Source organism: Streptomyces viridiviolaceus, assembly GCF_014650995.1.
Taxonomy (GTDB): Bacteria; Actinomycetota; Actinomycetes; order Streptomycetales; family Streptomycetaceae; genus Streptomyces; species Streptomyces viridiviolaceus.
Genome location: NZ_BMWA01000008.1, coordinates 223,805 through 237,384 on the forward strand (window position 1 = coordinate 223,805; position 13,580 = coordinate 237,384).

General features: G+C 72.3%; 15 protein-coding genes and 1 pseudogene. 6 read left to right on the forward strand and 10 right to left on the reverse strand.

Annotated features, from left to right (window positions below; genetic code table 11):
• Positions 1–243: 243 nt before the first annotated feature.
• Positions 244–1,041, forward strand: coding sequence for an EI24 domain-containing protein (locus tag IE260_RS13485; protein WP_189871347.1), 798 nt, complete (start codon positions 244–246; stop codon positions 1,039–1,041).
• The gene (locus IE260_RS13490) at positions 1,038–1,652 is read left to right on the forward strand and encodes a LysE family transporter (protein ID WP_189871349.1); all 615 of its coding nucleotides are present in this window, start codon (positions 1,038–1,040) and stop codon (positions 1,650–1,652) included. Before IE260_RS13485 ends, IE260_RS13490 begins: the two co-directional genes overlap by 4 nt.
• Before the next feature lie 6 nt (positions 1,653–1,658).
• On the opposite strand, the pseudogene IE260_RS41645 reads toward IE260_RS13490, so the two are convergent.
• Positions 1,659–1,849 (reverse strand): annotated as a pseudogene (locus IE260_RS41645) (TetR family transcriptional regulator); the annotation flags it as partial.
• Positions 1,850–2,107: 258 nt separating this feature from the next.
• Positions 2,108–3,037: an SGNH/GDSL hydrolase family protein gene (locus tag IE260_RS13495; protein ID WP_189871351.1), complete on the reverse strand. Its 930-nt coding sequence runs from the start codon at positions 3,035–3,037 to the stop codon at positions 2,108–2,110.
• A gap of 257 nt (positions 3,038–3,294) precedes the next feature.
• Here IE260_RS13495 and IE260_RS13500 point away from each other — a divergent pair, with 257 nt between their 5' ends.
• Positions 3,295–3,789, forward strand: a complete 495-nt coding sequence (locus tag IE260_RS13500; protein ID WP_188178782.1) for a DUF3145 domain-containing protein — start codon at positions 3,295–3,297, stop codon at positions 3,787–3,789.
• 157 nt (positions 3,790–3,946) lie between these two features.
• Here the strand turns inward: IE260_RS13500 and fabF are convergent, their stop codons facing one another.
• From fabF to fasR, 5 genes are all read right to left on the reverse strand, one after another.
• A complete protein-coding gene (fabF, locus tag IE260_RS13505) occupies positions 3,947–5,218 on the reverse strand; it encodes a beta-ketoacyl-ACP synthase II (RefSeq protein ID WP_189871353.1) in 1,272 nt (423 codons plus the stop codon).
• 87 nt (positions 5,219–5,305) lie between these two features.
• Positions 5,306–5,554, reverse strand: coding sequence for an acyl carrier protein (locus IE260_RS13510; protein ID WP_030341284.1), 249 nt, complete (start codon positions 5,552–5,554; stop codon positions 5,306–5,308).
• An 80-nt stretch (positions 5,555–5,634) separates the two neighbouring features.
• On the reverse strand, positions 5,635–6,666 hold the full coding sequence (locus tag IE260_RS13515) for a ketoacyl-ACP synthase III (protein ID WP_189871355.1): 1,032 nt from the start codon (positions 6,664–6,666) through the stop codon (positions 5,635–5,637).
• 16 nt (positions 6,667–6,682) lie between these two features.
• Positions 6,683–7,630 carry an ACP S-malonyltransferase gene (locus IE260_RS13520; protein WP_189871357.1) on the reverse strand — a complete coding sequence of 316 codons (948 nt, stop codon included), beginning with the start codon at positions 7,628–7,630 and terminating at the stop codon, positions 6,683–6,685.
• 89 nt (positions 7,631–7,719) lie between these two features.
• On the reverse strand, positions 7,720–8,925 hold the full coding sequence (fasR, locus tag IE260_RS13525) for a fatty acid biosynthesis transcriptional regulator FasR (RefSeq protein WP_189871359.1): 1,206 nt from the start codon (positions 8,923–8,925) through the stop codon (positions 7,720–7,722).
• Positions 8,926–8,987: 62 nt separating this feature from the next.
• Between fasR and IE260_RS13530 the strand changes: the two genes are divergently transcribed.
• Positions 8,988–9,638, forward strand: a complete 651-nt coding sequence (locus IE260_RS13530) for a pirin family protein (protein ID WP_189871561.1) — start codon at positions 8,988–8,990, stop codon at positions 9,636–9,638.
• Here the strand turns inward: IE260_RS13530 and IE260_RS13535 are convergent.
• Complete coding sequence (locus tag IE260_RS13535) at positions 9,635–10,450, reverse strand: serine hydrolase domain-containing protein (protein ID WP_189871361.1); 816 nt, start codon at positions 10,448–10,450, stop codon at positions 9,635–9,637. The two genes, IE260_RS13530 and IE260_RS13535, sit on opposite strands and share 4 nt — an antisense overlap.
• A 19-nt stretch (positions 10,451–10,469) precedes the next feature.
• Positions 10,470–10,940, reverse strand: a complete 471-nt coding sequence (locus IE260_RS13540) for a GNAT family N-acetyltransferase (protein ID WP_189871363.1) — start codon at positions 10,938–10,940, stop codon at positions 10,470–10,472.
• A gap of 109 nt (positions 10,941–11,049) precedes the next feature.
• Between IE260_RS13540 and IE260_RS13545 the strand changes: the two genes are divergently transcribed.
• Together IE260_RS13545 and IE260_RS13550 are read left to right on the forward strand one after the other, a co-directional pair.
• Positions 11,050–11,535 (forward strand): MerR family transcriptional regulator, encoded by a 486-nt coding sequence (locus IE260_RS13545; protein ID WP_189871365.1) that lies wholly within the window; start codon positions 11,050–11,052, stop codon positions 11,533–11,535.
• Positions 11,532–12,548, forward strand: coding sequence for an aldo/keto reductase (locus tag IE260_RS13550; RefSeq protein WP_189871367.1), 1,017 nt, complete (start codon positions 11,532–11,534; stop codon positions 12,546–12,548). Before IE260_RS13545 ends, IE260_RS13550 begins: the two co-directional genes overlap by 4 nt.
• Positions 12,549–12,659: 111 nt before the next feature.
• Here the strand turns inward: IE260_RS13550 and IE260_RS13555 are convergent, their stop codons facing one another.
• Positions 12,660–13,508, reverse strand: a complete 849-nt coding sequence (locus IE260_RS13555) for a DUF4429 domain-containing protein (protein ID WP_189871369.1) — start codon at positions 13,506–13,508, stop codon at positions 12,660–12,662.
• Between the last annotated feature and the right edge of the window lie 72 nt (positions 13,509–13,580).

The following is a 13,580-nucleotide window of genomic DNA, read 5'->3' on the forward strand; positions in this document are numbered from 1 at the left end:
GCACCGCAGGGCCGCACCCCCACCCGTGGGGTGCGGCCCTCCGGCGTGCCCGCGCGGCGGACCGAGGGGCCAGGGCGCCCGGTGCACTGCCACCGGCCGCCGGCCTCTCCCGGGCCCGCCCGGGACCCCGCACAGCGCCGCCTCACCCGCCCCAGGAGACCGTGAGGGTCCATCAGCCCCGCCGCCGGGTCCGATCGTCCCGTCGACCTCAACGCGGGCAGGGCGCCCGGTAGAGTTCCGCCCATGCGCGATCTTGGGGCGGGATTCGGCCATCTCCTGAAGGGCCAGCGCTGGGTGGCCCGGCACGGCAAGAGCTACGGCTTCGGGCTCGTCCCGGGCCTGATCACCCTGGTCCTGTACGCGGCGGCGCTGGTCGCGCTGGCGCTGTGGGGCGAGGACTTCGTCGCCTGGGCGACCCCCTTCGCCGACGACTGGTCGAGCCCCTGGTCCGGGCTGTTCCGCGGCTTCCTCACCGCCGTGCTGTTCGCCCTCGCCCTGCTCCTGGCCGTCCTCACCTTCACCGCGGTCACGCTGCTGATCGGCCAGCCCTTCTACGAGAGCCTCTCGGAGCGCGTCGACCGGGACGTCTCCGCGGACGGCACCGCCCCCGAGTCGGACCTGCCGCTCTTGCGCGAGCTGTGGATCTCCGGCCGCGACAGCCTCCGTATCGTCCTGCGCGCCGCCGTCTGGGGCGTACTGCTGTTCGCCCTCGGGTTCATCCCGGTCGTCGGTCAGACGGTCGTCCCCGTGATCGGCTTCTTCGTCACCGGCTTCTTCCTCACCGAGGAGCTCGCCGCCGTCGCGCTGCAGCGCCGCGGGGTCGAACTGCGCGACCGCCTCGCCCTGCTGCGCTCGCGCAAGACCCTCGTCTGGGGCTTCGGCACGCCGCTGGCCCTGGCCTTCCTGGTGCCGTTCGTCGCGGTGTTCCTGATGCCGGGCGCGGTCGCGGGCGCCACGCTCCTCGCCCGTGAACTGCTGGGCGAGGAGACCCGCGAGAGCGACGACGCATCCGCCGACGCCGACGAGGGGGTCGCACGGTGACGGAGGTCCTCGCCGTCGCCGTCATCACCGTCCTGGCCGTCGTCGCCCCCGGCGCCGACTTCGCCATGGTGGTCCGGGGAAGCTATCTCCACGGCCGCCGCACCGGCCTGCTCGCCGCCCTCGGCGTGGCCGCCGGAGTCCTGGTGCACGTCACCTACACGATGCTCGGCGTCGGGCTGCTGATCGCGTCATCCACCTTCCTGTTCACCGTCATCAAGCTGGCCGGCGCCGCCTACCTCGTGTACATCGGCGTGCGCACCTTCCGCACCCGCGGCGAGGTGTCCGTCGACCTGGGGAGCGGCTCCGGCCTGACCCCGCTCGCGGCCCTGCGCACCGGCTTCCTCACCAACGTCCTCAACCCGAAGACGACGCTCTTCGTCGTCTCCACCTTCGCCCAGGTCGTCGGCCCCGGCACCCCGGCCCTGCAACAGGCGGGCTACGGCCTGTTCATGTCGCTGGCCCACCTGGTCTGGTTCTCGGTCGTCGCCGTGTTCTTCTCGCAGGACCGCATGCGCACCCTGATGCTGCGCGGCCAGAAGGTCATCAACAAGGTCATCGGCTCCGCCCTGGCCGGCCTCGGCGTCGGCCTCGCGTTCGCGCCGTCCCACTGACCGGCGTCAGGACTCGCCGAGCAGGGTGAGTAAGTCCCGGAACGCCCGCGGCATGTCCACCGACTCCGGCCCGGCAGCCACTGGTGCTGCGGCCCGTCGAGGACCGCCACGACCAGGGGCACCACCCGCTCCGGGGCGAGTCCGCCCGGCGACCGGTCGCCGTACTCCGTGCGCAGCAGCTCCGCCATCGACGAGCGACCGGCTCGTGGGCGTTTGTGAAGGGTTCGTACGAACTGCGGGTCGGGCGCTCGATCGCCGACCGCCGGATCACCGCGACGATTAACGTCTGACCCGGCACTCCTCCCGAGGCGGCGTGCCCCACCGGGCAGCCCCGGCCCGGATCCTGACGGCCGGGCCGGGGCTCAGGCCCGCCCCCCTCGCCCCGCTCCGGGGGCCGGCGACGGACGGCAGTGCCGTCGGGGAGTGTGCCGAACAGGTCGTGCGTGCGCGTCGCGCTAGGTCGCCGGCGTCTTCGCCGTGACGGCCCGGTAGGCGATCTCCGCCAGCCTGGCCTGGCCGTTGACGCTCGGGTGGAACCAGTCCCAGTGACTCAGCTGCTCGGTGCCGAACCGGAACTCGTGCACCGCACCGCCGTCCGTGCGGCACCGCCGGTCCTTGGCGCAGACCTCCCGCAGGACCTCGTTGTAGTCCTCCACGCGCTGCTCCACCGTGTTCCGCCGCTCGGTCGCCGCCGCGTCCAGGGCGTCCGCGTCGCCCAGCATCGACGGACACAGACCCAGCTTCCACACCTGCTTGCCCAGCGGGTTGGTGCGCCCCTCGGACCACAGCCGCTTGAGGTCGGGGATGCTCGCCACGTACACCTGCGCCTTGGGAAGCGCCTTGCGCAGGGTCCGCATGGCGCCCTCGAACTGCGTCCGGAAGTCGGCCACCGGCGTCATCGCCGAGGTCGTCGCCCGGCAGGCGTCGTTCGCCCCGACCATCACCGCCACCAGCTCCGGCCTGTGCGCCACCGCCCGCGTCATCTGCCCGGCCAGGTCCGCCATCCGGGCCCCCGTCACCGCGTGGTTCCAGCTCCGCCCGGCCGCGTCCGCCTTCCCCAGCAGCCGTACGGCGAGACTGTCCACCTCCGCGCTGCTGCCGGTCGCCCACGACACCTCGGGGCAGTCCGACAGGACCGTACAGGCGTCGAACCCGCGCGTGATGGAGTCGCCCACCGCGGCGACCGACTCCGGGCTCGTGTCCCACACCGGGGTGGGCTTCGGCGAGGGCTTGCCCTGCCTCGTCCCGGACCCCGCCGGGCCGGCGGAGTCACCGCCGACGGCGTCGCAACCCGCGACGCCCAGGACGGCGGCGGTCAGGACGGCGAGCGCGGCCCGCGAACGGCGGCCCCGATTCCACGTACCCTGCCCCGTCCTGCGGGCCATACCCATCCCCGTCCCTCGACTGATGCCTCCACGGTCCTCAACCCATGACACCGCGCGAGGGTTCCCGCAGGCACCGATGCAACGGCTCACACCCGTACAAGCGTCCTGCCGGGTGAATGGCGGATGTTTCCCGGCGCCGGGACCGACGGTACGTCACACTCCTTGCGCCGCCGCAGGGTAGCCTCGCCATCAACGTGGCCCGACCGGCCACACCGTTCCGCCCGCCCCGAGATGTCCCGCTCTGCCCGGAGGTTCCGGTGACGACACGTGGAGTTCTGTACGTGCACTCCGCGCCGCGCGCGCTCTGCCCGCACGTCGAGTGGGCCGTCGCCGGGGTGCTCGGCACGCGCGTCAGCCTGGACTGGATCCGGCAGCCCGCCGCCCCCGGCACCTGGCGCTCGGAGTTCTCCTGGCAGGGGCAGGCCGGCACGGCCTCCAAGCTGGCCTCCGCGCTGCGCGGTTGGCACCTGCTGCGCTTCGAGGTCACCTCGGAGCCGTCCGCCGGTTCCGAGGGCGAGCGCTACAGCTGCACCCCCGACCTCGGCATCTTCCACGCCGTCACCGGCATCCACGGCGACATCCTGATCCCCGAGGACCGGCTGCGCGCCGCGCTGGTGCGCTCCCAGCGCGACGAGACCGACCTGGAGGGCGAGATCGCCAAGCTGCTGGGCAAACCGTGGGACGACGAACTGGAGCCGTTCCGCTACGCGGGCGAGGGCGCCCCGGTGCGCTGGCTGCACCAGGTGGTGTGAGCCGCGCCCGGAGCGACGCCCGGGCGCATCGACATGCGGCTGCGCCGCGTGCGCGACCAGCCGCATGGGACCCGCACCCGGCCCACCCCACCCACCCGGACGACGACGGCCCGGACCCCTCACGGGGCCCGGGCCGTCACACGTTCAGCCGACGGGGTCACACCGTCCGGAACGCCAGCACCACGTTGTGCCCACCGAACCCGAACGAGTCGTTCAGCGCGGCGATCCGGCCCTCGACCGGCAGCTTCCGCGCCTCACCGCGCACGATGTCCGCGTTGGCCTCCGCCTCGGGATCGAGGTTCTCGACGTTGATGGTCGGCGGCGCCACCCGGTGGTACAGGGCGAGCACGGCCGCGACGGACTCCACGCCGCCCGCGCCACCGAGGAGGTGACCGGTCATCGACTTCGTGCCGGAGACCGCCATGTGGTCGGTGTCGTCACCGAAGACCTTGCGCAGCGCCTTCAGCTCGGCGATGTCACCGGCCGGCGTCGACGTGGCGTGCGCGTTGACGTGCACGATCTCCGCCGGGTCCAGGTCCGTGCGGTCCAGCAGGTTCTGCAGGGCGTGCGAGATGCCGCGGCCCTCCGGCTCCGGCTGCACGATGTCGTGGCTGTCGGCGGAGATGCCCTGGCCGACCGCCTCCGCGTAGACACGGGCACCGCGCCGTTCGGCGTGCTCGGCGGACTCCAGGACCAGGACGCCGGCGCCCTCACCGAGGACGAAGCCGTCGCGGGCGGTGTCGAAGGGACGCGAGGCGCCCTGCGGGTCGTCGTTGTTCTTGGACATCGCCATCATGTTGCCGAACGCGGCGATGGGCAGCGGGTGGATCGCCGCCTCCGTACCGCCGGCGACGACGACGTCGGCGCGGCCGGTGCGGATCATCTCGATGGCGTAGCCGATGGCCTCGGCGCCCGACGCGCAGGCGGAGACCGGGGTGTGCACGCCCGCCCGGGCGCCCACGGCCAACCCCACGTTGGCCGAGGGGCCGTTCGGCATCAGCATGGGCACGGTGTGCGGGGAGACGCGGCGGACGCCCTTCTCCTTGAGCACGTCGTACTGGTCGAGCAGGGTGGTCACGCCACCGATGCCGGAGGCGATGACCGCGCCGAGCCGGTCGGGGTCGACGGAGCCGTCGTCCCCGGCCTTGCCGGTGAAGCCGGCGTCCTTCCATGCCTCCTGCGCCGCGATCAGCGCGAACTGCGCCGAGCGGTCCAGGCGGCGGGCCTGGGGCCGCGGAATGACCTCGGAGGGCTCCACGGCGACCGGGGCCGCGATTCGGACCGCCTGCTCGGCGGCCCACTCCTGCTCCAGGGGCTTGACGCCGGACTTGCCGGCGACCAGGCCCTCCCAGGTAGAGGCTGCGTCGCCACCCAGCGGTGTGGTTGCGCCGATACCGGTGACGACCACGGTGCGATTGGTCGAGCTCACGGGAATTCTTTCTCCAACGGGATACGGATTCGTACGGCGCCACCGCCGGGTGGCGGGGCAGTCAGCCCACAGGCAGTGATCGGTAGATCAGGCCTGGTGCTTGAGGATGTAGTCGGTCGCGTCGCCGACGGTCTTGAGGTTCTTGACGTCCTCGTCCGGGATCTTGACGTCGAAGCGCTCTTCGGCGGCGACGACGACCTCGACCATGGACAGCGAGTCGACGTCCAGGTCGTCGGTGAAGGACTTGTCCAGCTGGACGTCCTCAACCGGGATGCCGGCGATCTCGTTCACGATCTCGGCGAGACCGGCGACGATCTCTTCCTGAGTGGCGGCCATGATGGCGCTCCTTCGTAGATGTTCCAGAGGGTGTGGCGGTGTGTGTTCCGTCCCGGACCGCATGATCCGGCACGGAGTGCCTAAGGGAGGGTAACGACCGTCGCGGCGTAGACGAGACCCGCCCCGAAGCCGATGACGAGCGCGGTGTCGCCGCTCTTCGCCTCGCCGGTCGCCAGGAGCCGCTCCATCGCGAGCGGGATCGAGGCGGCCGAGGTGTTGCCGGTGGTGCGGATGTCACGGGCCACCGTGACGTGCTCCGGCAGCTTCAGCGTCTTCACCATCGAGTCGATGATCCGCACGTTGGCCTGGTGCGGAATGAAGACGTCCAGGTCGTCCGGGGTGATTCCGGCCGCGTCCAGCGCCTGCTGGGCGACCTTCGCCATCTCGAACACGGCCCAGCGGAACACCGCCTGGCCCTCCTGCGTGATCGCAGGAAACTTCACGTTGCCCTCGCTGTCGAGGGGCAGCTCGGAGACGTCGCCGATCCGGAACCGGTCCCACGGCACCGTCTGCTTGATCGTCTCGGACTTGTCGCCCTCCGATCCCCAGACGGTCGGGCCGATCGCCGGCTCCTGGGACGGACCGACCACGACCGCGCCGGCGCCGTCACCGAACAGGAAGGCGGTGGCCCGGTCCTCCAGGTCGGTCAGGTCTGAGAGCCGCTCCACGCCGATCACGAGGACGTACTCCGCCGAACCCTCGACGATCAGGCCCTTGGCGAGCGTCAGGCCGTAGCCGAAGCCGGCACAGCCCGCCGAGATGTCGAAGGCCGCGGCTTTGTTCGTGCCGAGCTTGTCGGCGATCTCGGTGGCGACGGCCGGGGTCTGGCTGAAGTGCGAGACGGTCGAGACGACCACGGCACCGATCTGCGAGGCGTCGATCCCGGCGTCCGCGATGGCCTTGCCCGACGCCTCGATGGACATCGCCGCGACGGTCTCCTCGGGCGACGCCCAGTGCCGCGTCTCGATGCCGGAGCGGGAGCGGATCCACTCGTCGGAGGAGTCGATCTTCTCGAGGATCACCTCGTTCGGCACGACCCGGGTCGGGCGATAGCCGCCGACCCCGAGGATGCGCGCGTACGGGGCGCCCTTGCTGGGCTTGATCTTCGACATGCTCTCGGGCTCCTTGTCAGGCGCCCGCCGCGTCAGCGGCAGGTGTCGACACCTCTGCGATCAGCTCGCGAGCGGCGTCGAGGTCGGCGGGGGTCTTCAGGGCCAGCGTCTTCACGCCGGGCAGTGCGCGCTTGGCCAGGCCGGTCAGCGTGCCACCCGGGCACACCTCGATCAGGGCGGTGACGCCGAGCTCCTTGAAGGTCTCCATGCACAGGTCCCAGCGGACCGGGTTGGCGACCTGACCGACCAGACGCTCCAGCACCTCGGTGCCGGAGGCGACGGCCTGTCCGTCCTTGTTGGAGACGTACGTCACCTTCGGGTCCGCGGGCGAGAGTGCCCGGGCGGCGTCGGCCAGCTTCTCCACCGCGGGCGCCATGTGGTGCGTGTGGAAGGCACCGGCGACCTTCAGCGGGACGACCTTGCGCACGCCCTCGGGCTTGTCCTCGCTCAGCGCGGCCAGCTGCTCCGTGGTCCCGGCCGCGACGATCTGTCCCGCGCCGTTCACGTTCGCCGGGGTCAGGCCGAGCTTCTTCAGGTGCGCCACGCTCACCTCGGGGTCGCCGCCGAGCAGCGCCGACATGCCCGTCTCGGTCACCGCGGCGGCCTCGGCCATGGCCAGGCCCCGCTTGCGCACGAGGGCCAGCGCGGCGGTGGGGTCGAGAACGCCCGCGAAGGCGGCGGCGGTGATCTCGCCGACGCTGTGGCCCGCGACCGCGCCCGGTGCGATCTCGGTGATGTCACCGAGTGCCGCGGCGGACAGGATCCCGGCGGCGACCAGCAGCGGCTGGGCGACGGACGTGTCGCGGATCTCGTCCGCGTCGGCCTTGGTTCCGTAATGGGCGAGGTCGAGTCCGATGGCGTCCGACCACGCGGCGACGCGGTCGGCGGCTCCGGGAAGTTCGAGCCAGTCAGTCAGGAAGCCGGGCGTCTGGGCGCCCTGGCCGGGAGCGACGAGTACGAGCACTCTCACACTCTCTCTTGAGGACGGCCGCGGCCGCCCGTGGGGACAGGGACGAAGAACACGAGGGGGTTTTGTGGGCCCCCGACAAAATCCTAGGGTTGTGGATCTCCATCGGCCAGACGCCCCAGGATCAGGGCGATCCGCAGTGTGAAGGCAGACCGTACATCAGAGGGCGACCAACCGGTGACGTCAGTCACACGTCGGAGCCGGTAGCGCACGGTGTTCGGGTGAACGAAGAGCATCCGGGCGGCACCTTCGAGGCTGCTCGCCTGTTCGAGATAGACGCTGAGCGTCTCCAGCAGGGCGGCCCCGGCCTCCTCCAGCGGTCTGTAGATCTCCTCCACCAACTGCTCGCGAGCGGAGGGATCGGAGGCGATCGCGCGCTCCGGCAGCAGATCGTCCGCCAGCACCGGGCGCGGGGCGTCCTGCCAGGCGGTGCACGCCTTGAGCCCGGCCGCGGCGGCCTGCGCGGACCGGGTCGCGGCGAGCAGGTCCGGCACCACCGGGCCGGCCACCACCGGGCCCTGCGCGAACGGCCCGATCAGCGACCGGGCGACCGCGAGCGGGTTGTCGCTGCCGCCCGCGATGACCACCAGCCGGTCCCCGAGCACCCCGGTCAGCACCTGGAGCTTGGCGTGCCGGGCGGCCCGCCGGATGGCCTCGACGGTCAGCTCGGAGTCCCCGTCGGGGGCGGTGCCCAGTACCACGCACACATGCTCGGGCGAGTTCCACCCGAGGGCGGCGGCCCGGGACACCGCGCCCTCGTCGGCCTCGCCGCTGAGCACGGCGTTCACGACCAGGGACTCCAGCCGCGCGTCCCAGGCACCGCGTGCCTCGGCGGCCTGGGCGTACACCTGGGCGGTGGCGAAGGCGATCTCGCGGGCGTACACGAGCAGCGCCTCGCGCAGCACCGACTCGTCCCCCGGAGCGGCGACCTCGTCGATCGCGGACTCCATGACCTCGATGGTGGTCCGCACCATCTCGACGGTCTGCCGCAGCGTGATGGCCCGGGTCAGTTCGCGCGGCGCGGTACCGAAGACGTCGGTGGAGATGGCCTGCGGGGCGTCGGGGTGCCGGAACCACTCGGTGAACGCGGCGATGCCCGCCTGGGCGACCAGTCCGATCCAGGAGCGGTTCTCCGGCGGCATGGCCCGGTACCACGGCAGCGTCTCGTCCATCCGCGCGATGGCCTGCGCGGCCAGTGATCCGGAGGACTGCTCCAGCCGCTTCAGGGTCGCGGAATGCGGGTGGGCGGCGCGCGGCGCGGGCAGGGGGTTGCTGGTTTCGGGTTCGGGCACGGGGACAAGACTGCCTTATCGGGACGGGCGCCCGTGCCGCCGGGTCTACCGTGGACGTCGTGATGGACGTCAGGCGCGCCGACGAGCGCTACCCGGGAGGCGACCGGTCGGCCGGCATCGAGTCGTGGCACGCCTTCTCCTTCGGGCCCCACTACGACCCGGACAACCTCCGCTTCGGGGCGCTGATCGCCTGCAACGAGGAGCAGCTCGCGCCGGGAGCCGGCTTCGACGAGCATCCGCACAGCCACACCGAGATCGTCACGTGGGTGGTGGAGGGCGAGCTGACCCACCGGGACACCGCCGGCCACGAGACGGTCGTGCGGGCCGGGGACGTCCAGCGGCTCAGCTCGGCGGGCGGCGTCCGGCACGTCGAGCGCAACGACGGCGACGCCCCGCTGACCTTCGTGCAGATGTGGCTGGCCCCGCGCGATCCCGGCGGCGAGCCCTCCTACGAGATCGTCCGCGGCATCGCCGACTCCACCCCGTACGCCGTCCCGGAGGCGGGCGCGATGCTGCACGTGCGGCGCCTCGCGGCGGGGGAGCGGACCGCGGTGCCGGACGGGGCGTATGTCTACGTCCATGTCGTGCGCGGTGCCGTCCGCCTGGGCGGCGAGGAACTGGGCGCGGGCGACGCGGCCCGCGTCACGGCCGCCGAGGACGTCGACGCGGTGGCCGTGACGGCGGCCGAGGTGCTGCTCTGGGAGATGTCCTAGCGCTCCGCCAGCACCGCGTCCGTGAAGGCCGGCCACGCCTCGATCGCCCAGGGCCCGAACGCCCGGTCGGTCAGCGCCACGCAGGCGAGCCCGGCATCGGGGTCGATCCACAGGAACGTGCCCGACTGCCCGAAGTGCCCGAACGTGCGCGGCGAGGACGACGATCCCGTCCAGTGCGGGGACTTGGAGCCGCGGATCTCGAAGCCCAGGCCCCAGTCGTTGGGGTTCTGGTGGCCGTAGCCCGGCAGCACGCCCTTGGTGCCCGGGTACTGCACCGTCATCGCCTCGGCGACGGTCCGGGGGTCCAGCAGCCGCGGCGCCTGCACCTCGGCGGCGAACCGCAGCAGGTCCTCGACCGTGGATACGCCGTCCTTGGCCGGGGAGCCGTCGAGCGACGTCGACGCCATGCCCAGCGGCTCCAGCACCGCCTGGCGCAGGTACTCGGCGAACGGGATGTCCGTGGCCTTCGCGATGTGGTCCCCGAGCTGCTCGAAACCGGCGTTGGAGTACAGCCGGCGCTCCCCGGGCGGGGCGGTCACCCGGTGCTCGTCGAAGGCCAGCCCCGAGGTGTGCGCGAGCAGGTGGCGGACCGTCGACCCGGGCGGCCCGGCGGGCTCGTCCAGCTCGACGGCGCCCTCCTCGTAGGCGACGAGTGCCGCGTACGCCGCGAGCGGCTTGGTGACCGAGGCCAGCGGGAACCGCCGCCCGGCGGGGCCGTACACCCCCAGCACCGTGCCGTCCGCCCGCACGACACCCGCCGCGGCGGCGGGAACCGGCCAGTTCTCGATCAACGCAAGGCTCTTCAAGGACATGCCTGTGAGCCTAAGCGGCTCACAGGTACAGGCGCATCGAGGGGTCGGAGTCGCGCGTGAAACCGAGCGAGGCGTACAGGGGCTCCGCGTCCGCGGAGGCGGTGAGCATCACGTGTCCGGCGCCCCGCTCCCGGAACCACTGCAGCAGCTCCTCCATGCACGCGCGTGCGTATCCGCGGCGCCGGGCGCCGGGGTCCGTCGCGACGCTGAAGACGTACCCGACCAGCCCGTGCGGATTGCCGTCCCGCCCGATCCGGTACTCCAGCGTTCCCGCCACCAGCGCCCCCAGCGCCGGAGGCCGCTCCGGGTGCTCGGCGACGAACGCCGCGAAGTCCCCCTCCGGATCGGCCAGCCTCGTCCGCAGGACCGGCAGGGACTGAGCGTGCCAGTCGGTGGACGCGGACGTCCGGCCCATCGCGTCGAGCATCACCTGTCGCAGACGCAGCACTTCCTCCGCGTCCTCGGGCACCGCACGGCGTACGAGACTCATGCCCCGCACGCTAGTGATCCGCCCGCCGTGTGTCCTGCTGATTTCGCGCGTCGATTTCTCACCGCCGCCGCTTGCTTGGAGTGCACTCCAAGGTCATAGCGTGGAGGTCATGACGGTGATGCAGACCACGGCCGTGACCACCCGGCCGAACGCCACCAGAACCGACATCTGCTCCGCCCCGCCGCGGCGCCACCCGCGCCCCGACGGCCAGGACCGCTACACCATCAGCGAGGTCGTCGCCTTCACCGGACTGACGGCGCACACCCTGCGCTGGTACGAGCGGATCGGCCTGATGTCCCACATCGACCGCTCGCACACCGGCCAGCGCCGCTACAGCAACCGCGACCTCGACTGGCTCGACTTCGTGGGCAAGCTGCGCCTGACCGGCATGCCGGTCGCCGACATGGTCCGGTACGCGGAGCTGGTGCGCGAGGGCGAGAGCACGTATCACGACCGGCGCGAACTCCTCGAGGCGACCCGCCGGGACGTGCTGGCGCGGATCGGTGAGCTCCAGGACACGCTGGCCGTGCTCGACCGCAAGATCAGTTTCTACGGGGACGCCGGACGCGCCCGCGAAGGGGAGAGGACCCGATGACCGACAGCAGGATCCCGACCGTGCGGCTCGGCGACGACGGCCCCGAGGTGGGCGTCCAGGGCCTCGGCTGCATGGGCATGAGCTTCGCCTACGGCCCGTCGGACGCCGGACAGTCGCGGGCGACCCTGGAACGGGCGCTGGAGCTGGGCGTCACGCTCTACGACACGGCCGACGCGTACGGCGCCGGGGAGAACGAGCGGTTCCTGTCGCCGTTCTTCAAGGCGCACCGCGACGAGGTCGTCGTCGCGACCAAGTTCGCCCTGGCGATCCCGCCGGACGAGCCGACGAGGCGGATCATCCGCAACGACCCGCCGTACATCCGCCAGGCCGTCGAGGCGAGCCTGCGGCGGCTGGACATCGACGTGATCGACCTCTACTACATGCACCGGCGCGACGTGAACGTGCCGATCGAGGAGACCGTCGCCGTCATGGCCGACCTGGTGCGCGAGGGGAAGGTCAAGCACCTCGGCCTGAGCGAGGTCACGGGCGACGAGCTGCGCGCCGCGCGGTCCGTGCACCCGATCGCCGCCGTGCAGTCGGAGTGGTCCCTGTTCAGCCGGGACATCGAGGCGGGCGTGGTGCCGGCGGCCCGCGAGCTGGGTGTGGCCCTCGTGCCGTACTCGCCGCTCGGCCGGGGCTTCCTCACGGGCTCCTTCGCCGACGCGGAGACCGACCTGACGGACGACGACTTCCGCCGTCAGCAGCCCCGCTTCACCGGGGACAACGCCGCGGCCAACGCGGCCCTGCTGGAGCCGGTCCGCGCGGTCGCCGAGGCGCACGGCGCCACCCTCGGCCAGACAGCCCTGGCCTGGGCCCAGCAGCGGGCGCAGGTGCACGACCTGCCGGTCGTCCCGATCCCGGGCACGCGCAAGCCGACCCGGGTCGAGGAGAACACGGCGGCGACGAGGATCGTCCTGACCGACGATGAGCTGGCCCTGCTGGAACCGATCGCGGGCAAGGTGGCGGGCGACCGGTACGCGGACATGACGTTCACTTCTGCGGGACGCGAGTAGAGCTGCGCAGGGGCACGGGGCTGTGCCGATGTGCGGCTCCGCCGCGGGGGCGTGAGCAACCCTCCACCACTCGCACCCGGCAACGAAACGTGAGCGAACCCGGCAGGCGCATCAGAGCTCCGCCAGCAACTCCGCCTTCTTGGAGGAGAACTCCTCGTCCGTCACCAGCCCTGCCTGATGCAGCTCCCCCAGATGACGGATCCGCTCGGCGATGTCCGCGGGGTCGCGCCGCGGCCCCGGCACCGGCACCGCGGCCACCGTCCCGGCCCGCCGGACGGCGGCGAGCACGGCCGCCGCGAACGGCAGCGACTCGTGCACCGGCCCGTACCCGAGCCCGAACACGACCGCCGCCGGATCCTGGTCGGCCTGCACGGCCGGCGTCACCGCATCGCGCGGCAGCAGCCGCAGGTACCCCTCGAAGACCTCGGGGGAGCGCCACTCCACCCCGGCGAGGCCGGCGACCGGGAAGCTCTGGTCGCCGGCCTTCCACTTCGCCGACGAGGCGCCCGTCCACGACCACCGGAAGGACACCGAGGTGCCGTCGAAGGACGCCTTCCCGTCGTACGCCTTGAAGTGCAGCGGCGCCTCGGGCGCCGCCACCAGGTGATGCTCCGCCGGTCCGGATCCGGTCAGCAGCGCCCGCAGCTCGCCCGCGTAGTACTCCGCGAGCGTCTCCCGCCCGGCGGGCAGCACCAGCCGGTAGGGGTCGCAGTGCTCCTTCAGCTGCCCGGCCGCCGCCTCCATCAGCGGATCGGCGCCCGGGCGCGGCTCGGCGCGCAGCACGACGGTGCCGCGTCTGCCGGGCGTCAGCGTCACCCCCGCGATCGCCTCCAGTGGGATGCGGCGTTCCCCCAGCGCCTGGAAGAGCCTGGGTGTTCGAATCCCCCGTTCGTAGCGGATGAGCACGGAGTCGGACTCGAACTCCCAGGCGGCATGAAATCCGGCCAGTACGTCACCCATGCGGCTCATCGTATGCGGCACGAGCTCCTTCGTCCCCTCCCCGTGCAAACCGGAGTTTCTGCGCCTCTACGC